Origin of the sequence: Paenibacillus sp. FSL P2-0089 (assembly GCF_038595095.1) — a bacterium.
In the GTDB taxonomy this organism is placed as follows: Bacteria; Bacillota; Bacilli; order Paenibacillales; family Paenibacillaceae; genus Paenibacillus_AQ; species Paenibacillus_AQ silagei.
In genome coordinates this window covers 1,708,283-1,733,537 of the sequence record NZ_CP152006.1, presented here as the reverse complement: position 1 = coordinate 1,733,537, position 25,255 = coordinate 1,708,283, and the positions used below count along the sequence as shown (strand labels likewise).

Annotated in this window: 19 protein-coding genes and 1 tRNA gene; 3 read left to right on the top strand and 17 right to left on the bottom strand. The window is 51.4% G+C overall.

Annotated features, from left to right (window positions below):
• Positions 1 to 9 precede the first annotated feature (9 nt).
• Positions 10 to 1,239, top strand: coding sequence for an AGE family epimerase/isomerase (locus tag NST69_RS06990; RefSeq protein ID WP_340978994.1), 1,230 nt, complete (start codon positions 10 to 12; stop codon positions 1,237 to 1,239).
• Positions 1,239 to 2,414: a glycosidase gene (locus NST69_RS06985; RefSeq protein WP_340978993.1), complete on the top strand. Its 1,176-nt coding sequence runs from the start codon at positions 1,239 to 1,241 to the stop codon at positions 2,412 to 2,414. The genes NST69_RS06990 and NST69_RS06985 overlap by 1 nt, the downstream gene beginning before the upstream one ends.
• 100 nt (positions 2,415 to 2,514) lie before the next feature.
• Here NST69_RS06985 and NST69_RS06980 read toward each other — a convergent pair whose 3' ends face one another.
• The 12 genes from NST69_RS06980 to alaS all read right to left on the bottom strand — a co-directional run bounded on the left by NST69_RS06980 (position 2,515) and on the right by alaS (position 17,726).
• Entirely contained in the window at positions 2,515 to 3,615 is a 1,101-nt protein-coding gene (locus NST69_RS06980; protein WP_340978992.1) for a LacI family DNA-binding transcriptional regulator, read from the bottom strand.
• A gap of 48 nt (positions 3,616 to 3,663) precedes the next feature.
• On the bottom strand, positions 3,664 to 4,974 hold the full coding sequence (locus NST69_RS06975) for an ABC transporter substrate-binding protein (protein WP_342548855.1): 1,311 nt from the start codon (positions 4,972 to 4,974) through the stop codon (positions 3,664 to 3,666).
• Positions 4,975 to 4,976: 2 nt separating this feature from the next.
• Positions 4,977 to 6,875: a sensor histidine kinase gene (locus NST69_RS06970; protein WP_340978990.1), complete on the bottom strand. Its 1,899-nt coding sequence runs from the start codon at positions 6,873 to 6,875 to the stop codon at positions 4,977 to 4,979.
• 234 nt (positions 6,876 to 7,109) lie between these two features.
• On the bottom strand, positions 7,110 to 9,308 hold the full coding sequence (locus tag NST69_RS06965) for a methyl-accepting chemotaxis protein (protein WP_340954966.1): 2,199 nt from the start codon (positions 9,306 to 9,308) through the stop codon (positions 7,110 to 7,112).
• Positions 9,309 to 9,655: 347 nt separating this feature from the next.
• Entirely contained in the window at positions 9,656 to 10,978 is a 1,323-nt protein-coding gene (locus tag NST69_RS06960; protein ID WP_036722597.1) for a U32 family peptidase, read from the bottom strand.
• A 256-nt stretch (positions 10,979 to 11,234) separates the two neighbouring features.
• Positions 11,235 to 12,167 (bottom strand): peptidase U32 family protein, encoded by a 933-nt coding sequence (locus tag NST69_RS06955; RefSeq protein ID WP_076079661.1) that lies wholly within the window; start codon positions 12,165 to 12,167, stop codon positions 11,235 to 11,237.
• A gap of 47 nt (positions 12,168 to 12,214) precedes the next feature.
• On the bottom strand, positions 12,215 to 13,261 hold the full coding sequence (gene mltG, locus NST69_RS06950; RefSeq protein WP_200869505.1) for an endolytic transglycosylase MltG: 1,047 nt from the start codon (positions 13,259 to 13,261) through the stop codon (positions 12,215 to 12,217).
• Positions 13,262 to 13,443: 182 nt separating this feature from the next.
• Entirely contained in the window at positions 13,444 to 13,749 is a 306-nt protein-coding gene (locus NST69_RS06945; RefSeq protein WP_036722601.1) for a DUF1292 domain-containing protein, read from the bottom strand.
• The gene (locus NST69_RS06940) at positions 13,742 to 14,050 is read right to left on the bottom strand and encodes a DUF1292 domain-containing protein (protein WP_036696606.1); all 309 of its coding nucleotides are present in this window, start codon (positions 14,048 to 14,050) and stop codon (positions 13,742 to 13,744) included. The genes NST69_RS06945 and NST69_RS06940 overlap by 8 nt, the downstream gene beginning before the upstream one ends.
• Positions 14,051 to 14,063: 13 nt before the next feature.
• Positions 14,064 to 14,480 carry a Holliday junction resolvase RuvX gene (gene ruvX, locus NST69_RS06935; protein ID WP_200869510.1) on the bottom strand — a complete coding sequence of 139 codons (417 nt, stop codon included), beginning with the start codon at positions 14,478 to 14,480 and terminating at the stop codon, positions 14,064 to 14,066.
• Complete coding sequence (locus tag NST69_RS06930) at positions 14,480 to 14,755, bottom strand: IreB family regulatory phosphoprotein (protein WP_036696603.1); 276 nt, start codon at positions 14,753 to 14,755, stop codon at positions 14,480 to 14,482. The genes ruvX and NST69_RS06930 overlap by 1 nt, the downstream gene beginning before the upstream one ends.
• A gap of 337 nt (positions 14,756 to 15,092) precedes the next feature.
• Positions 15,093 to 17,726 (bottom strand): alanine--tRNA ligase, encoded by a 2,634-nt coding sequence (gene alaS, locus NST69_RS06925; RefSeq protein ID WP_340958121.1) that lies wholly within the window; start codon positions 17,724 to 17,726, stop codon positions 15,093 to 15,095.
• Between the two features lie 507 nt (positions 17,727 to 18,233).
• Between alaS and NST69_RS06920 the strand changes: the two genes are divergently transcribed.
• A tRNA-Pro gene (locus NST69_RS06920) sits at positions 18,234 to 18,310 on the top strand.
• Positions 18,311 to 18,420: 110 nt separating this feature from the next.
• Here the strand turns inward: NST69_RS06920 and NST69_RS06915 are convergent.
• From NST69_RS06915 to NST69_RS06895, 5 genes are all read right to left on the bottom strand, one after another.
• The gene (locus tag NST69_RS06915) at positions 18,421 to 20,487 is read right to left on the bottom strand and encodes a family 43 glycosylhydrolase (RefSeq protein ID WP_342548854.1); all 2,067 of its coding nucleotides are present in this window, start codon (positions 20,485 to 20,487) and stop codon (positions 18,421 to 18,423) included.
• A 30-nt stretch (positions 20,488 to 20,517) separates the two neighbouring features.
• Complete coding sequence (locus NST69_RS06910) at positions 20,518 to 21,513, bottom strand: glycoside hydrolase family 43 protein (protein ID WP_342548853.1); 996 nt, start codon at positions 21,511 to 21,513, stop codon at positions 20,518 to 20,520.
• 70 nt (positions 21,514 to 21,583) lie between these two features.
• Complete coding sequence (locus tag NST69_RS06905) at positions 21,584 to 22,507, bottom strand: carbohydrate ABC transporter permease (protein ID WP_036722606.1); 924 nt, start codon at positions 22,505 to 22,507, stop codon at positions 21,584 to 21,586.
• 12 nt (positions 22,508 to 22,519) lie between these two features.
• Positions 22,520 to 23,458 carry an ABC transporter permease subunit gene (locus tag NST69_RS06900; protein WP_036722608.1) on the bottom strand — a complete coding sequence of 313 codons (939 nt, stop codon included), beginning with the start codon at positions 23,456 to 23,458 and terminating at the stop codon, positions 22,520 to 22,522.
• Between the two features lie 81 nt (positions 23,459 to 23,539).
• Complete coding sequence (locus tag NST69_RS06895; protein ID WP_340954972.1) at positions 23,540 to 25,219, bottom strand: hypothetical protein; 1,680 nt, start codon at positions 25,217 to 25,219, stop codon at positions 23,540 to 23,542.
• Positions 25,220 to 25,255: the final 36 nt, after the last annotated feature.

The window sequence follows — 25,255 nt, the reverse complement described above, 5'->3', positions numbered from 1 at the left end:
CAGAACAGGATGAACAATGCAACCGAAGTGTGGCGCACCCGGCTGGAAGCTGAGCTGTTAGACAACATTCTCGGCTTCTGGATGAAGCAGACCATCGACGAAACTCATGGCGGCTTTATCGGTGAGATGAACAACCAGCTGCAGGTGATACCCGGTGCAGACAAAAGCCTTGTACTGAATGCACGGATTCTCTGGACATTTGCAAGTGCTTACAGAATCTATGGAACGGCAGAATATTTGACTATGGCGGAACGCGCCTATGATTATCTCATTCAGTATTTCACAGATCCCGAATTTGGCGGATTCTTCTGGATGGTGGATGAGCACGGCGCTGCTTCCCAGCCTAAGAAGCAAATCTACGGACTCGCTTTTGTCATCTATGCCTTGGCTGAGTACCATCATGCCACCGGCCGGAAAGACGTCCTGCGCCAAGCAACCCAATTGTTCCATTTGATTGAGAAGTACGGTTATGACCCTCTTCACACAGGGTATATCGAAGCCTTGTCACGGGAGTGGGAGATGACCGACTCCCTAAGCCTCAGTTCGAAGGATATGAATGAGAAGAAATCCATGAATACGCATCTGCATGTACTGGAAGGGTACACCGGCTTGTACCGGGTGTGGAAGTCAGACCTTCTTCGTAACAAGCTAGCTGAGCTGATCGAAACCATGCTGGAGCATATTCTGGATTCGGACGGCAAGCACTTCCATCTGTTCATGGATGAAGAGTGGCGGGTGAAGTCAGAGCTTATCTCCTTCGGCCACGACATAGAAGGAAGCTGGCTGCTCTATGAAGCTGCGGAGACTCTCGGGGACGAGGAGCTGCTTGGGCGTGTGCGCAAGGCATCCCTGTCGATGGCCGAAGCTGCGCTGGCAGAGGGGATTGAAGTGGATGGCGGAATCTGGAATGAGGCCGATCGTAGCGGCTTCATCGATAAAGCCCATGAGTCCAGGGACTGGTGGCCGCAGGCTGAAGCCATGGTCGGATTCTACAATGCGTATCAGTTAACCGGAGATTCGCGGTTCCTGGAAGCCGCTGAGAACTCATGGAGCTTCACAGAGAAATATATTATTGATCATAAGCTGGGCGAATGGCACTGGGGTGTAGATGAATCCCTGCAGCCGCTGGCTCATACTCCCAAGGTGAGCGCCTGGAAATGTCCCTATCATAACAGCCGGGCCTGCTTCGAGATGATTAGACGGCTTGGCGAACCATTACATGTAGAGGAGATTATTTAATGAGCACAATCTTTGAACAACGGAAGCAGGCGTTGACGCAGCGCTATGAAGCTCTCATCGGCCGCACCAATGAGAAGCTGCCTTACGGCAACGGTATTTATGACCGCTACAAGTATCCCCTGCTCACTGCGGAGCACGCCCCCCTGATCTGGCGTTACGACTTCAATGAAGAGAGCAACCCTTATTTCGCAGAGAGAATCGGAGTGAACGGCGTATTCAATCCCGGCGCCATTGAGCTGAACGGCAAATTCTACATCATTGCCCGTGTGGAAGGCCATGACCGCAAATCCTTCTTCGCTGTTGCCGAGAGCAGCAGCGGGGTGGACGGCTTCCGCTTCTGGGATCACCCGGTAGTGCTTCCCGAGACCGCAGACCCGGATATTAACGTCTACGATATGCGCCTGGTGAAGCATGAAGACGGATGGATTTACGGCCTGTTCTGTACGGAACGCAAGGACCCGGACGCTCCTCCTGGCGATTTGTCCAGCGCGGTTGCCCAATGCGGCATTGCCCGCACCAAGGATCTCAAGACCTGGGAGCGTCTCGCCGATCTCAAGACCGGCTCCGCCCAGCAGCGCAACGTGGTCCTGCATCCAGAGTTCGTTGACGGCAAGTATGCCTTCTACACGCGCCCGCAGGACGGGTTCATCGACGCCGGTTCCGGCGGCGGCATCGGCTGGGGCTTAGCGGAGGAGATTGAGAACGCCGTTATCACCCGTGAGACGATTATAGACCAGCGCTACTACCATACCATCAAAGAAGTGAAGAACGGTCAAGGCCCGGCCCCGGTCAGAACTCCACTCGGCTGGCTGCACATCGCCCATGGTGTCCGGGGCACCGCTGCCGGACTGCGCTATGTGCTGTATGCCTTCTTGTCTGATCTTGCAGAGCCTAACCGCGTAACTCATGCCCCAGGCGGGCATTTCATTGCTCCGGACGGCGAAGAACGCGTCGGTGACGTATCTAACGTTGTCTTCTGCAACGGTATAATCGCCCGTGATAACGGCGAGGTCTTCATCTATTACGCTTCCTCCGATACCCGCATCCATGTAGCCACCACTACCATAGATCAACTGCTGGATTATGTCGTGAATACTCCTGAAGATCCGCTTCGTTCCTACGCTTGCGTACAGCAGCGTATCGCTTTGATCGAACGGAACCTGCAATTGAAATAACGCAAACAAGCGGAAACGGTACCGTCCTTTTAGAGGACGGTACCGTTTTAGCGAGAAATAGAAGGATAAGTTATCGTGTGCAACATATAAATTCTTATATTTAAGCTAAAGCTCCACTTTGTGGGGTTATTTTGCTGCTTCTAGCCCGGGGATTTCCCACAGAGTCCCGGTGGACGATATCTGCGGAGATCAGAATTTTCTCCAGCGGCACAGCGGGATTCTGGATACGGTTCAGCAGCTTCTCTACAGCTGCCCGGCCCATAGCCTCCTTAGGAACATGCACGGTTGTAAGCGGAGTAACCCCCCGCAGGGAATCCTCGATATTGTCAAAGCCTGTAACCGAAATATCAGCGGGAATAGCAAGCCCGGCTTCCCGCAACACTTCGCTAACAGCAAGAGCGGTGAAGTCGTTCGCGCATACGAGCGCAGTAGGCAAGGTATCCGACTCTTGTCGTGCGGCGACCCAGCGTCTGAATTCTTCACGGAGCGCTTCGTCATACATCCCTTCCAGCAGCAGCTCATCATCGATAGCCGGGGGCTTCAGCTGACTCTCCTCCAGCGCGCTGCGGAACCCGATCCAGCGGTCACGGAAGCTGCGGGAGTAACGGATACTGCCGACAAAGTGAAATAACGTATGTCCGGTGCCAATCAGATGATTGACGAGCCGGGTCATCGAATCGATGTTATTCGCAAATACCGTATCACACGGAATTAAAGCATCCTCATGGTCGATCATGACCAGCGGAAGCCCGATCCGATGCACTTCTAGCAGCAGTGAGGTGGAGATCTGCCCAACTCCGATCAGACCGAGCAGGCCGTCCGGATTAAGGACATTTACGAAATTATCGGCCCGGTGCTCTGAGATGATCACCATGCCCAGCCCCTCCTGATCCAGCGCCAGCGCAATGCCATCTACGATTTTGCCCCAATATAGTGAATCCTGGGTCTGAGAGCGGATATTGGGCATCAGCACCAGCACGGACTGCTTATTGCGGTCTTGCTCTCCAGACAGAGAACGACGCTTGGGACTTTGCACATAGGCGTTTTTTTGGGTGAAATATCCAAGCTGAGAGGCGGCTTGAATCACCCGCTCACGGGTGGTCTCATTGACCCCCTCCTTGCCGGAGAGCGATTTGGATACGACGAACTTGGAGACCCCAAGATGATCGGCTATTTTTTGCATCGTTACTTTTTTGGCCACAACACTACCTCCAGAATTTGATCTTGCTTACTGCGCAGACCCCAGCGGTTACGGGACAGACTGCTGACTCATGCGCGCTTCCTTCCATTTCGCATTCAACTGGTCAAAGGACTTCTGCAGATCCGGTGCCGCGAGCACATCCTGAATATAATCGCCCGACCAGAAGCTCAGCTTCGTCCGGTTCGCCAGATCAATGAAAGCATCCGTCTGCACCGTAGCCTCAACCAGCTTTGGGTGATAGGAGAGGAACTCGCTGTATTGCTGTAAAGCGGGTTCGTCCGAACCCTTCGCCGGAAGAAATCCCCAATCTTTCGCATACGACGTTTCTGTAATGAAATACTCCAGCCAAGCCATCGCAAGCTCTTTATTGCGGCTGTACCTGCTAACCCCCATGAACCAGTCGGGATTCAGCGCAGCATAGTGGACCTGGTGATTATCATAGGGAAAAGGAAAGAAGCCGATATCCTCCAGTGAAGCACCTGCATCCATAATCTGCCGGATGGTCCAGTTCCCCTGGAGATACATGCCCGCTTCTCCTTTGGCCAGCCTGGCTTTGGAGATCTCCCAGCTGTTGGAGAATAGCTGTTCCTCGACATAGCCCTTGGCCAGCATCGTCCTGGCAATTCCCAGAGCCTGCCCCCATTCGTTACCGATCTGCCAAGGGCTGTCCTCATGGACCATATCATTCAAATAATCAGGGTTACCCGTCATATAATTAACCAGGTTATTGCCCCACTCCCGCAGCGGCCAGACTGCCCCGTAATTCATATACAGCGGGATAATGCCCGCCTGCTTCAGCTTGGCACAGGCCGCGTATAACTCATCCAGCGTCTGCGGTACCTGCTCAATTCCCGCCTGCTCAAAAGCCTTTTTGTTGTAGACGATTCCGCTCGTAGTCGTACCTGTAGACAGACCGTATCGCTTGCCGCCAAAGGTTGCAAAGGTCGTGAATCGCTCCTGCGCCGCCAGCTCCCCGCTCAAAGGCTCGAAGAAAAGCTCCAGCTCCTTCGCAGGCAGATTGACCGGCAGCAACAGCACATCCCCTGTATCCTTGGTGGACAAGCGGACCAGGATATCCGTGGCATAGTTAGACAGCCCCTCGAATTCCACATGCGCCTCAGGATACCGCTTCCTGAAATCATCCGCGTAGTCCCTGAAGGTCCCATTCTCAATCAGGTCAATCCGGTTCGTCAGCATCACAATGGTCCCGGACAGCCCGGAAGCCGCTTCCTCTCCGGCAGAAGCCGCCGGGACCGATGCCGGCCCTCTACTGCTCCAGCTGCTACAGCCGCTTGCCAGCAGAAGCAGCATTAGCAGCAGTACAGCATACACCGGAAAGCGTACAATCCTCCATCTCAAGCTCATTCCCCCTTAAAAGGATCTTCCCTTCCATTCCCGGCGGCAAGCCCCGGCAGCGGTAATGACAAGATTACATCCGTCCCCTCGCCCGGCTTGCTGAACACCTCAATCCCATAGGCCGGACCGTAATGAAGCTGAAGGCGCTGGTGTACATTGGCCATGCCAATCCCTCCATTAATGCTCTTCTTCGGGGGGAGCTCGTGCCGGAGCCGCTCCCTTAGCTTATCTAGTGTAACCTGATCCATTCCGCAGCCGTTATCACGGATATGGAACAGAAGCTTCTGCTCTGTATACTCACACTTGATGCTCAGCTGCATCCGGGACTTGGTATCATCCAGCCCGTGATAAGCAGCATTCTCAATAATCGGCTGAAACACCAGCTTAATCATGGAATAGCTGTCAAGCGCCTCTGGAACATCAATCGTCAGCTCAAATCTGCCAGGATACCGGCTGCCCAGCAGCTCCACGTAGTTACGCACATACAGCAGCTCCTGCTTCATCGTTGCCCAACCGGTCAAGTCACTGGTGCTGTAGCGGAGCAGCTTCCCCAGAATGGAGATCATGTCAGCGGCTTCCACATCATCATTAATCTCTGCGGTCATCCGGATGGTTTCAAGCGTGTTATAGATAAAATGCGGATTGATCTGGCTCTGAAGCGCCTGGAGCTCCGCCTCCTTCTTCTGTTCCTCAATCTGGTAAATATCCTGAATCAATTGACGAATACGGGCCAGCATCCGGTTGAATTGATGCCCCAGGAGACCAATCTCGTCACGGCGTTTAATGCGGAAGGTCACATCAAGGTCGCCGTTCTGTACCTTTTTCATAAGCTGGATCATCTGGGTTAGCGGCTTGGTCAGGGCAAACGACAGAATGAGCGAGATGATCAGGGCCAGCACAATGATGATTAGAGTAGCGCCTATAGTTGCATTGCGGGTCAGCTTCACTCCACGGGTCAATTCGTCCACCGGTATGGAAATAATCACCTTCCAATTCGTCTTGGTTGAGCTTGAATAAATATTAAGCCGGTCTTTGCCGGATACGGTGTCATAAAAGCTCCCGGAGCTCCCTTCCGCAGCACGGAATAAGGAGGACCGGGAAATATCCGCAGTCAGCAGCTTCTGCTCACTGTCATAGATGACTTTGCCCGCTTGATCCACAAGGATAGATTTCCCCCGGGTCACCTTGTCCAGCTCTGCCACCTGATTCTCCAGATTACTGAAGTTAGCCTCCACTGCGATAAGGCCGGCTGGCTTCCATAGCCCGTCCAGAATGGGACGCACCACCGTAAAGGCATATCGGGTACTCTGCAAATTGCTTGTATATGCCTGTGTTCCCAACAGGGTCGCTTCTCCGCCGGAGCCCTTTACCTGCTCGCTCCAGAACCTGTAGCTCTGCTGAAGATCCAGCCGGACTCCTCCATCCTTGGCAGAATAATAACCATTCCCGTAGGCATCAAAAATATAGACCGAATTGGTTCCCCGCTTAATATTGTTAATAAATGATATATTCTCTTCGATGCCGCGCTGAATGGACAGCAGGAGATCCAAATCACCGGGAGCCACCTGAGCCGTGTCCTGCTTGCCTTCCATCATCTGCTTTTGCTCATAATAGCGGTTCGAGCGGATCAGGTTCTGCTTAATCTCATTGACGTAAGCGGGCATGGAAGAAATCCGTTTCATATCTTCTATGTAATCATCGATGGAATCCATCATTTGATCAATCAGCTTCTCGGAATAGGCGATCGTATTCGCCTGTATGGATTCGGAATAGCTCTTGAAGCTGATCACACTGATGAAGGACAGCGGGAGCGTAATAATGACCAGAAATACCAGGAACAGCTTGCGCTCCATGGACATGTCCTCGATATAAGACCACCAGTTGTGATTGCGTGCTGCTCTCATTCGGCCTTCTCCCAGGTTCAAATTACATAACTAATCCAGCAAACAACAATAACAAAACCCTAACAAAACCATTATACGCATTCGCTTAAGGATGTACAAGGACCTATAACCCTGCAAGGCCAACTATGCCAAAACCCCAAAACATATAAATTCTTATCTGTTGAAAAGGGCGTCACGCAGCCAAATATCGGCTTGCGTGACGCCCCTGCTTCAGATCCGGAACGGTTCTGATGTTTATTTGATCGTAAACAGCGACAGCTTGCTCTCCAGCTGGGTGGAAGCCCCTTGCAGCTTGTTCGACAAGGCTACCAGATGGTCACTGACATTCTGCTGCTCACTGCTGAGGGATGCAACCTCTTCAGAGGTTGCCGAGGATTGCTGCGCTACCGCACTCACATTCCCCATAGCATCGGACAGCACACCCTGTGAATGGTTCAGACTGTCGATGGCCCCTGTTACAGACTCCAGACTCATAATGAAGTCTTCCATCTGACCCTTCACGGACACGAAGATCTCACTGGTACTCTTCACGGACACCATCTGCTGCTTGAACAGCGGAGCCACTTCAGACAGGACAGCAACCGTCTCATCCATCTCAGCTACGATCTTATCTGTAATTCCGGCGACCAGAGCAATGGATTGCTTGGATTGGTCGGCAAGCTGCCGGACCTCCCCTGCGACTACCATGAAGCCACGGCCGGCTTCGCCTGCTCTCGCTGCTTCAATCGTTGCATTCAGAGACAGAATGTTCGTCTGCTGGGTAATATTCTTCATCACATCCAGCACCTTGATTACGGAATATACCGTTTCCTTGAGGTTATTGACTCTATCCACCAGAGCAGAGGTCATTTCACCTGTGCGTCCGGTCTGATCAAGCAGCTCTTCCAGCTGTACAGCACCCTGTCCGCTGGCTTCCCCAACTCCACGGGCTGCCTGATCCATCTCAGAGTTGGCTGCAATAACACTCTGCATCTGCGTAGCAATCAGGTCAGTCAGCTCATTGCCGCGCTCGGCTTCCTGGGCCAGACTTCCGGCACCACCGGCAATCTCTTCCGTGGCCGCAGCAATCTCCTTGGCGGAGATCGCCGTCTTGCGCGAGGCATCCCCCAGCTCACCCGCAGTCTCAAGGACTTCGCGGGCTGTATCTGTAGTCTGGGCTACCAGCTCCGTAATCTTACCCATCATCATATTGAAGGAGGCCGACAGCTGGCCGATCTCATCCTTCGAGACATACTGCGTGCGGACACTCAGGTTGCCTTCGGCTCCCTCCAGCATCAGGTCCTTCAAGCGTGCCAGCGGCTTGGCGATCATCTGGACCATCCAGAAGCCGACAACCATAGCAAGCAGAGCTGCCGCTCCGGCAGCAAGGAAGGTGGTAAACAGAATCGGCGTGGCAGCTTGAACCAGTTCTCCGGTAGGAACTACACCGGCAAGCTTCCAGTCTGCCTTCTGCATCGGGTTGTATACAGCAAGGATATCCTGGCCGTTCTCATCCTTCGCTTCCGTGCTTTCATTGTTCACCTTGCTGTCCTTGATGAAATTCAGTACGGTGGCTTTGCCGTCCTCTTCAGGCTGCGAGGAAGCTACTACCGTTCCATCCGGGGCAACGAGTTGAATCCGCGAGCCATCGCCAAGCTCTACGCTCTTGAAGGCTTCTTCCAGGAGGGTGCTCTTCAGCTCCAGCATGACTACATATGAGGCATTGGAGCCCAGATTCTTAAGCGTTCTGACCATGGCCAGATTCTTGCCGCCGCTGCCTTCAACGGCTGTAGGGAACCAGTAGTTCTGGGCGGATTTGGCTTCTGCCGTATAATAAGGCTCATAAGAGCTTGAATTCTTGACCACGGTCTTGTACCATTCCTGTGCTCTCACATCATCACCTGCGAGACCGGTGCTTCCGCTGGAGACGATCCCCATCTCAGGGTCCTCCGGAATAAGTGATATGGCGACGATATTGGCATCTGTTGTAGTCTGGCTGGACAGCTTCTTGCTGATCGCATCCGTAGCCACGAACTTATCATAGCTGCTCTTCGCCGAAGACAGCTCTGTCAGATTCGCCTGCATCTGTGTATCAAAATATAACTGAAGTGCGAGACTCTCATACTGCTTCAAGGTAATGTCCAGCTTCTCTGAGGTCTGAATAATCGTCTGCCGGTTCGCTTCAGACACATTATCTTTAATTGTATTCTTCGCTTTGTTGTAAGACAGAAGTCCTAAGAACAGGACCACCACCACGATAGAAGATAAGAAGATCAGGAACAGCTTCACCCCTACGGATTTGGTCGGGTTCACCCTTTTCACCTGGCGTAGCGAGCCGTTCAATACTGTCTTGTAATTTCTCTTCTCTGCCGTGTTGCTTGTTATCTGTGATGCTTCTGTCTTCTGGGCCTTAGCCTTTTGTGTGCTCTTTGGCTTTTTACTGTTTTTCGCCACTTTTACCCTACTCTCCTTCGTTTTATCTGTCTTGTTGTCCGGATTGGGAGCTCCCATAACCATCACCTGCCTATCGCTTAGATTGGAAGATATATGTAAGCGTTACCTGCCCTATATATCGGCACAAAGTCTCATTTTTCTTAGCATTATTTGCAAATTGCTTCAATACTCATATATTTTTGTCGAATTGCATAAGCAATTTGGCATATAATAACCCCACAAAGTGGAGCTATAGCATCGATGTTTACTCAGGTACTTGGCGGGGGCCCTAAAACACCTCCTTTTTTAGCATGCAAAAAAAAAGGGATGCCCTTGTGTAAACGGGCATCCCTTAGTTTGTAAAGCTATTATTTTCGCTTGCGCATCATATCGAAATAAGCAACAGGCTGATCTACCTTCATCCGTACACGCTGAAGCGGGTGACGGGCCACATCCAGCGGATTGCCAGCCTCATCCCACAGCTCTCCAACGGTCTGCTTGAAGAAGGTGTCATCCGGGCCGAAGAATTCAACTTCCTGTCCCGGCTTGAAGTTATTGCGCTGCTGAACGAGCGCCATCCCGCTCTCTGCGTCATACTCCAGCACCAGTCCCGCGAAATCATACGGAGCCGCCTTCTCTTCCGGTTCATAGATATGGTCCTCATGGTCCGGTGTGTCGTAGAAGAAGCCGGTATTCAGCGGACGGTTAGCCGCCTTCTGCAGCTCCTCCAGCCATTCGGGCTTCAGTACATACCCTTCCGGGTCGGCCATGTAAGCATCTATGGCTTTGCGGTAGGCATTCACTACGGTCGCCACATAGTGAATCGATTTCATCCGGCCCTCAATCTTGAAGCTGTCGATCCCGGCTTCAATCAGGTCGGGAATACTCTCCAGCATACACAGGTCTTTCGATCCCATAGTGAACGGGTTGTCCTCGGGCTGATGCAGCGGCAGCTGGGTAATTCCGGGCTGCAAGGCCTGAGGTGCCTCAGCTTGCTCCTCTTCGGATACCCAGTTCCCTTCGGGACGGGCATCTTCGAACAGATCATACTTCCAGCGGCAGGATTGGCAGCAGCCCCCGCGGTTGGAGTCACGGTCGGTGAAGTGGTTGGATAACACACAGCGTCCGGAGTACGAGGAGCACATCGCACCATGGATGAAGCTCTCGATCTCAATATCCACATGCTGCTTGATCTCGGCGATCTCCTCCAGGCTGGTCTCCCGGCCTAATACTACGCGCGGCAGACCTTCCTCCTTCCAATAGGACACTGCCTGCCAGTTGAGCGTGGACTGCTGGGTGCTTAGGTGCACCTCAAGACCCGGCACCAGGCGCAGGGCAGTATCGACAATCACCGGATCGGCTACGATAATCGCTGCAATTCCGGCCTCATATAAATTACGCAGGTATTCTTCAATCCCCGCGACATCTTCATTGTGAGCATAGATATTGGTGGCTACGAATACTTTGGCACCATATTTCTTGGCAAATTCAACGCCCTCGCGCATTTCCTCGAAGGTAAAATTATCTGCGCCTGAGCGCAGGCCGTACTTTTGTCCTCCGATATAGACTGCATCCGCGCCATAATGCACGGCGAATTTCAATTTCTCTAAGTTTCCTGCCGGAGCCAGGAGCTCCGGTCTGTCCAGACGGTAACGCTTGCCCTTGAACTGGGGCTTGGTCATGGTTCCCATTCCTGTTCTCCTTTCGTTGTCTTTGCTGTCAAAAACCCACCTAAAACTTCCTATCAGATAGCACGTAACTGCGGAAAGCGTTTGGACTTCCGGCCGCTGTTGTCTCCAGATGTTTTTTGATTACTCCGCTGAGCGGATAACATCCGGAGACAAAGGCGGACGCTACCGCTCCTACAGTTCCAAACCTTCCCTCCGTTACTTCATCTTTAAGGTAAAGCTTTAAGTTCTCTTTTAGAACAGCAAAGATTTTTTTATATTAATATACCTGCTCTTTATAGAAGAAGCCGAACGACAGTTCACGCTCAGGGTCCTGCAAGGCCCGGACCTCCTCCAGCCAAGACTCCTCGAATGCATATTCAGCCGGATCAGCGGCGTAGACGTCCATGGCGTGACGGTAAGCCTTGACGACAGCCACATTATAAGCCACCGGCTTCAGCAGACCCTCGATCTTCAGGCTGTGTACGCCAGCTTTTAACAAGAAATGAAGATCCTCCAGAATGCAAATATCATCCGAGCTCATAATATGCGTACCGTTCTCGTCTTCATAGATCGGGAACTTCTCATTCGGACGCTCCGCTTCAATCAGGAACAGCCCGCGCTCCTTGCCCAGGCTTCCGCCATCGCTTGGACGGCCCTGGTGGGACATATAGCTTGCAACCAGCTTGCGCTTGGAATGATAGATATTCGTCATGCCATGTACCTGAACCTGGGCTTCCACTTCCAGATGAGGGACCATCTCGGTCATCTCATCCATATTCAGCTCGCGTGCCAGAACGACCCGCGTGGCTCCCTTGCGGCCCCAGTAATTGGCTGTAGCATAGTTGGTCGAGGTCATTTCCGCATTCCAGTGCAGCTTCATTCCCGGCGCTTCGGCTTTGACGGCCGCCAGTACGGCGGGATCACCGAACTCTACCCCATCCACACCCAGCTCGCCGATCGCCTTCACATAAGCCGGAAGCTCCTCCAGCATGGTATTTGGAATCAATCCATTGATGCTTACATATACCTTACCGCCCCGGGCATGTGCCAGTTTAACTACTGCGGCCGTATCTTCAAGTGTAAAATGTCCGGCAAGACGCATACCAAAGCGGTCATCGCCGACCAGCAGCGCACTCGCTCCTGCATCCAGCAGCGCTGCAGCTTCTTCCAGAGAAGCCGCTGTCGCCAGCAGCTCCGGTGTGTTATTCATTGTGTTACCTCCTGTGCGTTGCTCATCCTTACTATTGTAGCGGGTTCTTACGGATTTTGTTTACTTTTTTGAATATTGGCTAAATGTTCCTTGTAGGTTCTGGCAAATAAATGCCCCTGTGAGCCGTCCTTCTTAGTGACATAGAAGAAATAATCCGAGACCTCCGGCGTCATAGCTGCTTCAATCGACGCCAGCCCGGGGCTGCTGATCGGTCCAGGCGGCAAGCCTGCCTGCTTATACGTATTATAAGGACTATCTACCTTCAAATCCTTCTCATACAACCGCTCTTTCTGCTTGTCCAGTAAGTACTGGACGGTAGCGTCGATCTCCAGCTTCTGCCCTTTATCCAGTCTATTATAGATAATACCGGCCACCAGCGGACGTTCCTTGTCTACTACCACCTCACGCTCCACCAGTGAAGCTACGGTCAGCAGCTCATGCAGGGAGAGCCCGCGGTTCGCCAGCTTGGCCTTCCACTCTGGAATCGTATCCAGCTTCTTCACCAGCTGCTCCAGCATCGCCCCGATGACTTCCTGCGGGGTGCTGTCCTTAGCCAGTTCATAGGTCTCCGGGAAAAGGTACCCCTCCAGCCGGTGGCGCAGCAGCGGATTGTCCGGAATCTCAAGCTTGCTTACGGCTTCCATGCCCTTACCGGAATCAATCAGCGCAAGGAAGACCTCCGGCTTCTGATTCCATGCAGCGGCCAGCTTCTCTGCCACCTGGACCGCAGTATACCCTTCAGGAATTGTAAAAGTAACGGTAGCTTCCTTCACAACATCTCCGGCATTCAACCGGCTTATCAGCGTATCGTAGGAGTCGCCGGGGCTTACCTGATACGTGCCGGCCTTGAAGCTGGAGCCTTCCTGGACCCATTTCAGATAGCCTTTGAAGAACAGGCTGTGCTTGATAATGCCCTCTTGCTCAAGCAGGTCGGCGATTTGCGAGCTTCCCATACCCTTCTCTATCGTAACCGTTACGGCCGGCCCTGCGGGCTTGACCGGCTGCATTCCATTCCAGATGTACCATGCTCCTCCTCCTGCAGCTGCTGCCAGGACCAGAATTAAGATAAGCACAGTGCGGATCACGGCTTTCAAATGTTACGCCTCACTTTCCGACTATAAAGTATAAAATTGTATTGTCCAAAATTCAACCTATTTTTATAGCATAAGCTTTTTTCAGGCAAACGGAAAGATCCTTTCGCTCCTCATAAGCAAAAAGAGCGCGGAAAATTTCCGCCCTCTTCCGTATCTGCCATACATGAAGTTGCTACAGACGCCTACTCGCTATCCGCAGGGAAGGTGAGCTCATCGTACAGCTCGGAAATATCCTCCCACTCTTCATCGTCCATAATGCTCTCCAGTTCCGGAAGTCCGTCCGGAGAAACTACGATGCGCAGAATTTCCTGCTCCGCAGCTCTTCCCGATCCGGCCAGAACGGCATAAGCACGGTCACCCACAGCAAATTCTGCAATAATATCGTAAACGGAAGACTTGCCCTGCTCATCCTCCAGTTCTACTGTTTCTCCATATACTTCCTTGAGCTTAGAAGTCCATACCGCCTGATCAGCGGAAAACTCAGTCATTCTCTGCTCCTCCATCAAGCTCGTCAACCAAGGTATTGAAGGTCTCCTCTACGATGGCCCACTCCTCGTCGTTCTCAATCATGAAGAGCTGCAGATCGTCGCCGTCTTCCTCGTAACGGAACGCGTAGACCTCATCTGTCTCCTCATCCTCGGAATCAAGCGGAACCACCATCATATACTTGGCATCCGATCCGTCCACTTCAAACTTCATGATGACCTCAAATTCCTCTTCATTACCTTCCTCATCGGGAATATAGATAATTTCCGGTTCCTCTTCTTGGCCGATCTGTTCGTTTGTCATATCCGCACACCCCTCACCTTTTACTGTTAGCATCCAAAAAATTTTGCAAAATCAGCGCTGCGGCCATTTTGTCCACCAGCCCCTTGCGTTTCTTCCGGCTGACGTCCCCGTCTATCAGCACCCGCTCAGCAGATACCGTCGTCAGACGCTCATCCCAAAGGTGTACGGGTAAATCGAGTTGCTCCCGAAGCTTATCTGCGAATTCGATGCAAATTTCACCACGGGGTCCTACGGAGCCGTTCATGTTCTTCGGCAGCCCGACAACAATCTCGCCGATTTCGTACTCCTTGACCAGTTCACGGATACGTTCGAATTCATTGCCGTTTCCGCGCCGCTCAATAGTCTCCAGAGATTGTGCTGTCCATCCGAAAATATCGCTTGTGGCGACACCGATTCTGCGGTCGCCGTAATCCAGTCCCAGCTTCTTCATCATTTGGGCTGGTCCACCCGATGATTGGCCAGATAGAAACGGACCAGTTCTTCGATCAGCTCATCACGCTCTTTCCTCCGGACCAAACTTCTCGCATTGTTGTGGCGTGGAATGTAAGCCGGATCTCCTGAAAGAAGATATCCTACGATCTGATTGATCGGATGATATTCTTTCTCCACCAGCGCGTCGTACACGGCGAGCAGTATTTCCTGGGGAGAGGCTTCCTTTTCGTCGCCCTTCACATTGAATTTGACCGTTTTGTCCATGGAGTCCATGTGGTGACACCTTCCTTCTGCAAAATCACCCTGATTCGGGCGGCTTCGCAAAGTTGCTGCTGTACAGCTCACTTGCTGCCCTCATCATAACATATTCATGCCCCAACGAGGAAATCCTGCCATGGTTAAAGCGCTTTTTTTGGCATTTTGTCTACAAAACCAGATGTTTTTTTGGGTTTTAAGCTATTGCAAGCCCTGGGTCAATAATGAATAACCCCAAAAAATATACATTGTGTGAATAAAGCAGCGGCACCGAGGAAATGCCCTCAGTACCGCTGCTTCCCAACCCTTGATAGAAATCCACAGTTTCTTACAGACAAGAATCACTGCATACTGCTTAAGCCTGTGCGGCTACCAGTTCCTCTGCCTTCTTCAGGGCTTCGCCCAGCTTGGAAGCGTCCTTGCCTCCGGCCTGCGCCATATCCGGACGTCCGCCGCCGCCGCCGCCGCAGACGGCAGCGATCTCTTTCACCAGCTTGCCGGCGTGGAAGCCCTTCTTCACCAGCTCCTGAGGCACGGCGACCACGAAGTTCACCTTGTCCTCCATTGCAGCACCGAGCACCAATATGGCCTCCGGGAGCTTGGACTTCAGTTCGTCCGCTGTCGAGCGCAAAGCATCGATATTGCCGGCTTGCACAGAGACCGCAAGAAGCTGCGTTCCTCCGCCTACTGTGACTACACTGCTGGTCAGCTCTGCTGCGAAGGTTGCGCTCAGCTTGGACTGAAGCGATTCATTCTCACGGCCCAGCTCGCGTACCTGGGCATGCAGCGCCTCGATCCGCTTCGGCACATCGGTCAGCGACGATTTCAGCAGGGCTGCCGATTGCTTCAGCAGGTCCAGCTGACTCTCCGTGAACTGATAGGCATAACGGCCAGTCACAGCTTCAATCCGGCGCACCCCGGAACCGATGCCGCTCTCGCTGAGCAGCTTGAAGATTCCGATCTGCGCTGTATTAGACACATGGCATCCGCCGCACAGCTCCAGGCTGTAGTCGCCGACTTGAACGACACGGACAACATTGCCGTATTTCTCTCCGAAGAGGGCCATCGCTCCCATGGCTTTGGCTTCATCTATCGGCTTATTCTCAATGACTACAGGAAGGCTGCGCCAGATCTGGGCGTTCACGCGCTGCTCGATATCGCTGAGTTCCTCTGGAGTGATGGCTCCAAAATGCGAGAAGTCGAACCGCAGGCGTGAGCCTTCTACTAAAGAGCCTGCCTGATTGACATGGCTGCCGAGCACTTCCTTAAGCGCCTTGTGCAGCAAGTGAGTGGCCGTGTGGTTCTTCACGATATCCTCGCGCTCCGCCCGGTTCACTTCGGCACGGACGGTATCGCCTACCTTCAGATCGCCTGCTTCCACCGTAACCAGATGAACATGCTGTCCGTGCGGTGCTTTGAATAGCCCAGTTACCTTAGCTGTCACCGATCCGCCGGTCAGAACGCCGGTGTCGCTGACTTGGCCGCCGCTCTCTGCATAGAACGGTGTTGACTCCAGGATGACCTGGCACTCAGCGCCTTCGCTTACTGTATCCTGAAGCGCACCGTCTACCACAATTGCCAGCACCTTGGACTCTGTTACCGTGTCATTATATCCAACAAATTCACTTTTAACCGTCAGCTCGGCCAGGGCACCGCCCTGAATCTTCATGCTGGCGCTGTCCTGACGGGCAGCTCTCGCCCGGTCACGCTGCTCCTGCATCGCGGCATCGAAGCCGGCGCGGTCAACGGCAAGCCCCTGCTCGGATGCAAAGTCCTCAGTCAGGTCAAACGGGAAGCCATACGTGTCATAGAGCTTGAATGCATCGGCACCGGCAATGGTGCTCAGGCCGTCCGCTTTGGCTTTGGCGCTGATCTCCCCGAGGATCGCCAGACCATCGGACAGCGTCTCGTGGAAGCGCTCCTCTTCCAGACGGATGATTTTGGCGATATAATCGCGGTTCTCGACCACGGAAGGATAATAGACTCCCATAATCTCTCCAACGGTCTCAGTCAGCTCATGCAGGAACGGACGGTCCAGTCCCAGCGTCTTGCCGTAGCGTACGGCGCGGCGGAGCAGACGGCGGATAATATAGCCGCGTCCTTCATTGGAAGGAAGCACGCCGTCCCCCACAGCAAATGTAACGGTACGTACATGGTCAGCAATGACTTTTAGCGCGATATCCTGTTCAACATTATCCTTGTAGGTTACACCGGCAAGCCCGGCGGTCTTCTGGATAATCGGCTGGAACAGATCGGTATCGAAGTTGGAGTCCACATCCTGCAGAATGGAAGCGAAGCGCTCCAGGCCTGCGCCGGTATCAATATTCTTGTTGGGAAGCGGCGTATAGCTGCCGTCCTTATTATGGTTGAACTGCGAGAATACGAGGTTCCAGACCTCCAGCCAGCGTTCATTCTCACCGCCCGGATACATCTCCGGATCACTCATATCACTGCCGTATGCTTCACCACGGTCATAGAAAATCTCCGAGCACGGGCCGCACGGGCCTTCGCCGATATCCCAGAAGTTCTCGTCGCCCAGCTTGATGATGCGTTCTGCGGGCAGGCCGACCTTCTCATTCCACAGCTTGAACGCTTCTTCGTCCTCAGCATACACGGTAACGGAGATCCGGTCGCCGTCGAAGCCGATCCACTCCTTGCCGGTCAGGAATTCCCAAGCCCAGGTGATGGCCTCTTCCTTGAAATAATCGCCGATGGAGAAGTTGCCCAGCATCTCAAAGAAGGTATGGTGGCGGCGCGTCTTGCCCACATTCTCAATATCATTGGTGCGGATACATTTCTGCGAGTTCGTCAGGCGGGGATTCTCCGGAATCTCCCGGCCGTCGAAGTACGCCTTCAGCGGCGCCATACCTGCGTTAATCCACAGCAGCGAAGGGTCATTGTGGGGCACGAGCGAGGCGCTCGGCTCAATACGGTGGTTCTTGCTCTCAAAAAACTGCAGCCATTTGGAACGGATTTCACTTGCTTTCATCATGTACAGCTCCCGTCTCTTCATTAAAATGCGGCACGCTGGCCGGAAAACACATTCTTGCCGTAACCGTTACACGAAAAATCAAAAACAAAAAACGCCCCTGAATGAAATTCAGGGACGATGATTATCGCGGTACCACCCTGGTTATCGCCTTAATCCGTGTACACGGACAACTGCAGACGATCGCCTTGTGCGGCTGTTAACGGGTGCCCCCGGCGGGATTGTCCCCGCACTCCGAAATCAGCTTTCGGCCGGTCTGTCTCCCAGGTTCTCACACCCGATGCGGACCATCCGCAAAGGAACCTGTTCTCTGATGAAGCATTCTCCGGCGTACTTGTTTTCATCAACGCTTTGTCCGATTTGCTTTTTAACATTTCAAGTATAGCCAGCGGGTGGATATCTGTCAATCACAGGCCGTAATTTGCCGCAACAGAAGCCCATAATCGCTATGAAAAAGGTTATTTACAGCGCTTACACACAGGCGTATAATTTAATTATTCATAGCGTCGAGACGTAGCTCAGCTTGGTAGAGCGCTTGCTTCGGGAGTAAGAGGCCGCAGGTTCGAATCCTGTCGTCTCGACCATAACTAATTAAGATTCGCGGCTTTGGGGCCGCGATTTTTTGGCGTTTAAGAGCGAAGTACCAATATAAGCTTTATTTTCACTCTCCTTGTGGGTCTGTCATCATCCCGTGTTACTGTACAACAACAATTATGGTTAACCGTTCATACTCCGGAAGCAATTCCTCTTCTTCTGTCATATCAAGCACCGGTGAACCGTCAGAGCGGAAATGTACAGGACGTATGCTTGCATGCCGGAACCCGCCGTTAACCTCACAAGCATGGTACACGTTGAACCAATTACCATCCTCGTCCTGCACGAACGAATTATGCCCGGGGCCATACTGGCCCGGGTGGCTCAGCGAATGCATCCATGGATAATTGGATTTGCGCCAGGCTGCCGGATTCAGCGGATCGCCAGCCTTTATTAGTTCCAGCATGCCGACCGTATAGGTAGGCCCTACACTTGATCCGGAATATACCATATATACGGCATCCTCGTGTTTCAGCACATAGGGCCCTTCCGCTACACCAGAGGCTACCTTACCGTTACGATCCCAGCCATATTCATTTTGACATATTTTCACGGGATCACTGGTCAACCGCCATGGCATGTCCGGGTCCACTGTGGCGATATACAGAGAGGCCAGCTCTTGAACTTCCTTGTGCCACTTCGGCTGCGACCAGCATACATAAGATTGTCCGCCATATTCAAAATAAGTCATGTCCAGATTAATGTTGCGTTCCCGTTCCGCCAAATCACCTAATACCTTTCCATGTCGGTCCAGCACTCGTAACGGTGTCTCCCAATGGTCTCTGTTTAGCGGATCATTCCCGGTAAGCACCGCTACATGCGCCTGAACACCTGTCCAGCTGTTATTGACACTTATCGCCAAAAAACAATACAATCTTCCATGAATAAGATGCAATTCTGGCGCCCAGTGTTCCCCTCTCCGCTCGCCGTCTGGAAGGGTTCCATCCCATAATAGAGTTTCTGCAGCCTGTCCATCCTGAAGCCCTTCAAGGGTGTCTGCGGAGCGGATATAGATTCTTCGCTGTCCGTCATCATCCGTAGAAATGAAGTAATACCGGTTATTCAGCCTGATGATCTGCGGATCTGGCCGTGTCATCATCATGGGGTACGGGAAGCGGTGACGAAGCACTTCTCCATCCAGCTTGTAAGTACCGGGCTGTGACAAATTTACGGTGGCAAGTGCAGCAGGATCAATGATGAGCCGCTTCTCATTGACACTGCCATCGGAATATACGGTTGTCACACGCCAATGGTCCGGCAGCGGATCTCCCGCCTGCAATTCAATAACCGGCACACTCACCGATACATTGCATACCCGTCCCAGCTTGTTTTTTAGATAGGTCGCTTCTGATCGAGTCAGTGCAATCCGTTGTCCTGTTAGCGCACCCTTCATACTCAGTTCTTGGAGTTGAACCGGAAACCCCTCTCCCGGCTGACAATCAACTAGGGTGATAAAATCCTTCGTCATTCCAAAATAAGATTCGCCGCCTTCATCTTTCCATCCAATCCGGTATAACCTAGTAGCAGCATCCAGTTCACAAGAATAATCCAGGATAACCTTGGAGCTTAAAACTATGTGTTCCTTCTCTTTATAATGAACGAAGTCTTTGGTTTCAAAGTAGAGCAGCTCTCCTGGCCGATCTCCCTTCCCTTCATGATTAAGCGGAGTCGCTAAAATTCCAAAACCCCCATCGGTAAGCCGGAAGCACCGCGGCATACCTAGGAGCCTGGTTTCCCCCTGTACTGAATGATAATAATCGGCTTTGGCGAATAGTACGCCATAGTTATCGTTAAGAGCTTCATAGCCTTCCCCTGTCATGTCAAGCGCCAGATGAAGGCTATTCGCAACAAAAAGGCTGTATACATTGGCATTCTCATCCGGCTCACGTGTGTAACCGGCCAGCCAGCAACTGCGTTCTCCCAGCATGCGCACCTTGTAAGTGTAAGACTCCTTCAATGTAACTGCGGTCAGCTGTATTTCCGGACCCAGCTCATCTACAGGTGAGACGAGTCTCCCCGGCCCGGCCCATACATCCGGCTGCGAAGACTTCCATTCCACAGCTTGTCCGCTAATGGTGGAGGGAAGCACCGTGCCGGGAGGCAGATAGTAGGGCAGCAATAAGGGAGTGTCGCTGAAACCCCAATTTCGAATGTGAGGATGATTCATAGCAGATAGCCGCCTTTCACTAGGATGGATTCATGATTTCACAGAACGGACAGGAGGGAACTCTTTCCCCCACCTGTCCAATATTGCCTCGTACTCCGATTGGGTAATGGGCAGAATTGTGCCATGCCGTTTCTTCAGCTGGCCGAAGGAATACTCTTCCGGTGCAGGTATGCGCCAGCAGTCTCCGGTAGTGTCACCGATATTCGATGTAAGAATCGGCAGATAGCCCTGTTCTGTGGCGTATTGATCTACAAGCAGCCCCCATTGCTCATCGTGGTTGAACTTGAAGAACTCCGGTCCTTCCACATCTTTGCCGGTCAAACCAAGCCCTAGTGACTCCAAAGTTGAGATGATCTTCCATTCTCCCAAAAGATGATCGCTCGACTCAATCGTGATATGACCATCCCCAGAAGCACGGTAATATCTGCCCTCGGCTCTGATGATTGTCGTATCGATAACAGTCTGATGTTCCCCCCGGGTGATAAACAGCTCTGCCTCCGTGAACGTGCGGAAATCTTGTGTTTTGCTGGCGTAAATATGCAGCCCCCTGCCCATACCGTCAGCAGCCTCTCTGCTGGAAGCCCAAAACACCAGATAATCCTCTGCTTCCTCATCATAGATCGCTTCTGGAGCCCAGGCGCAGCCGGCTTCCTTGGGAGCAACCTCCACCCTCCGGGGCTCCGACCATTTCACTAAATCCGGGGATTCCCAGACTATAATAGAGCGGCTTCCAGTAACCGTTGCATTCGAATCTGTCCACCCTCCCCGGTGATAAATGCTAAGATCGGTTGCTAACAAATAAAAGCAGCTGCCGTCCCCACTCCGAAGTAAAAATGGGTCCCGTACCCCCCGTTCTCCAACGGTAGAGTACAGTACGGGTTGTTTGTGGTTTAAATCCTGCCAATGCAGACCGTCCTGGCTAACCGCAAAGTAGATCTGCTCACCGTCCTCTTGTTCTCCAATGAAATGGGCAAACAGATAAGCATGTAAAGCTTGCTTGCCTGGCAAAAAAGCTAGTGTATCCATAAGAACCTCCCCCAAGAACAAGAAGAGCGCTCCTGCACCCTACTTGTTGTCTGATCCAGTCAATATCCATTCATCCTTTAACTGATCCCAACAACACTCCTTTAATGAAAAAGCGCTGCGCGAACGGATATAAGATGATCATCGGAATGGACGCAATGACCATAGCGGCAAGCTCAATGGTATGAGCCGTGACCAAGCCTTGTCCTCCGGTATTATTCAGTAATTGTGCTACCGCAAGGTTGGAGCCGTCCACCGTATTCATCATGTTCTCAACCGCGCGATTCGACTGAATTAATCTGAGGATGACATACTGTAAAGTCTGCAAATGGTTGGATTGTGTGAAATAAAGTGTTGTACCGTAATCATTCCATATATTCACTGCTGTAAATACGGACAGTGCTGCCATGACCGGTTTCGATAGCGGTAAGACAATCCGGAAAAAGATTCTGAACTCACTGGCTCCATCCATCTTCGCCGACTCAAATAAAGAGTCCGGGATGCCCTTGTAATTCGCATTAAAGATGATGACGTTATAGAAGCCTCCAAAAATACTCGGCAAAATGTAGACGAGGTAATGATCGTATAAGCCCAGCCAGTTCATCAGCATAAAGGATGGAATCAATCCGCCACTGAAATACATGCTGGCAAAGCCAATCACCACGTAGAACTGTTTCCCTTTTAGATAAGACCTGGAGAATGCATACGCGAACATCGATGTATAGAGCATGGATACAACCGTAACAATAATCGTCCGCGACGCCGTAATCCAAGCTGCCTGAAGGATTCCCGGATCAATCAACACCTTTTCCCAGCTGGCCCATGTCCATTCTCTCGGCCATAAGAAGATTGGACCGCGAAGCAGATCCTCTCCACTGTTCAGGGAACTGATGAGGGAGAACCAGAACGGGTAGATAGTTACAGCCATAAGAATCACCATAATGATGATTGTAGACAAATTAAACGTACGTTCTCCTAAACTTTTCCCTCCAACCATACAACGTCCTCCTTAAAACAAACCTGTCTTAGTCAATTTATTGGAGACAGTATTTGCACCAACCAGAAGCAACAGGGCAAACACAGTCTTCATCAACCCTATTGCCGTCGCCGAGGCAAATTGGAATTGCAGCATTCCCGTTTGATAAACATAAGTATCTATAACCTGGCTTGCCGGTAGATTCAATGTATTCTGTAAAACATAAATCTGGGTGAAATTGTTGTTTAGCATACCGCTTACGGCAAATATGACCAAAACCATCAACGTAGGCATGATTCCGGGAATCGTAATATGCAGCATTCTTTTCAAACGGCCCGCTCCGTCGATGGCAGCCGATTCATATAGACTCTGGTCGACACCGGCAATGGCCGCAAGATACAGAATGGCACCCCAGCCGAGATCCTTCAGCAGTCCGGTTCCAATGGCTATGCCCCAGAAGTATTTCGGTTCCGCCAAAAACTGCAGCGGTTTGTCAATAAGATGGAACTCCAGCAGCAAGTAGTTAACTATACCGTCAGTATTCAGCAGTGTAATAAAAAGTCCGCCAAAAATAACCCAGGAGAGAAAATGGGGTAAGTAGGTTATGGTCTGCACTAAGGATTTGAACTTGGGAGACTGTATTTCATTGAGAATCAGGGCAAAAAAGAGCGTTACCGGTATTCCTATTAAACCGCTTAGCAGGTTGATCCCTAAAGTGTTCCGTACCATCGGCCAGAATTGAAAATTATGAAACACCCTGGTGAAATGCTGAAAATGATTCCAGTCACTTGTAAAGATTCCCTTGATGCCCATAGCGGGTTCGTAGCTCTTAAAAGCCATCAGAAGACCAAATAACGGAGTAAAGTTAAACACAAAGATCAATACCACTGCTGGAAACAGCATTAATTTGAGTTCAAACTGCGTTTTGAAATCATATCCCAGCCTGTATCCTTTTCTACGCTTGGATGGCATACTTACCCTCCTATCTCTACATTAAGAGTGCCAAAGCATCATGTTGTTCCACGTGCTTTGGCACCATTCATCCTCTGGTAATCAGGAGTTGATCCCTTTAACCTCTACTCCATACTGCTTACTCTTTTCTTTAAAATATTTATCCCGCTCATTATCCAAAGCCTCGATGCCAAGCTTCTTTAATTGTGCGATCATTTCATTATATTGCTGCTCAAACTTCGCATCATTTTCCGACATGATTATTTTAGCGATCTGGGCAGTTTTGTAGTTCTTAATCTGCAATTCATCATTGGCAAATTGACTGTCGGCAGGGAATAGATCCTGCGGCAGACTGAGTGCCGCATTATTATAGATCTGAATTTCTTCAGATTTGCCATAAGCCGAAGCAACCCGGTTGGCAGTTACAGCCGCCATGTCTGTTTCTTCGGTCGGAGCAGACTCTAGACTATAGGAGAAGGAGGTATTATTAAATGGCCAGAATGCACTCACGCCCGTAGTCATATACTGGGTCGCATCCTTGAGCCCCTGCTCTGTCTTCACTACATGTCCCTGATCGTCCAGATTATAATGAACACCTTCAATCCCGTAGTTGTGCAAAAGCATACCTTCTTTACTGCTCATGAAGCTTATGAATTTAGCCAGCTTCTCCGGTTCTTTGGCAGATTTCGAGACAAAGGTATGCATCCAGCCACCGCCTGCCCGCTGGTTCTTCGCAAGTACAGGCTTCGCTCCCTTATCCGAAAGAATAGGACCGGAGGATGTCCAGTAATTATTGAGCTGGAAGGAAGTATTGGCCATATTACCGATAAAAGTAAAGACTCTGCCCGATGCCATATCGGCCTTCACTGCAGCATTATCCACCGTCATCTGTCCAGGTTCAAAATAGCCTCCCTGCATCGCCTTGTACAAGAAGCTCAAGGCCTCCTTCGTTTCCGGTGCCAATAGCGGGTCTCTGTAGTTACCATTCTGATCTACCGGCATGGCCCCGAAGGTGCTCTTCAGGAAGTCGAATGTAGGCTCCTGATAGCTTTTGCCATCGACCAGAAGCGGAATCACCGCAGCCCCGGATACCTTCAAATTCATATCTTTAATCTTTTGATAGGCGGCAAGCAGACCGGATTCCGTCTTGATGTCATCAAGGGTCAAACCTGCCTCTTTGAGAATATTGCCATTCACCACAATCCCATTGTTATCCGCGTAATCAATAGTATCGATATAGAATTGTCCGGAAGGAGGATATTGCTTTCTGGCATCCTCTGAGTTGATATGGCTTGGGAAAGCATAGAAGCCGCCATCCCGGTCAATGATCGTCTGCTTCACATCCGCCGGAAAATCCTTCAGCAGATGAGAATCCGGATCGTATTTTTGCAAAAATTCATCCAGTTTCCACACTTTATCAGCCTCAATCAGCTTTTTCCCCAGTACATCACTTGTTATGGTCAGCAAATCCGGGAAGTTTTCACCTGAGGAAACCAGCATCAAATTCAACTTCGTCTCTCCGTCTTGTGCCGGTATGTTGAAATCAAAGGTTAAACCGGTCTTCTCGGTGATTATACCTTGAACAGTGCCGGGATCGGTGCTCCATGTGGATGGAGGATTCCAGAAATCCACTGTCGAGAACCACACTGCTTTGCTTACAGCTGGTGCCGAATTTTGTGTCCCTTCCGGTTTGTTAGCGGTTTCATTTTTGCTCGTTGAACCACACCCCGTTAGTGCCAAAGCCAGTGTCAGAACCGGAGCCATCATATACTTTAGTTTCATAGCCTTTTGTGACCTCCCTTAATCTGTGTGTTTGGA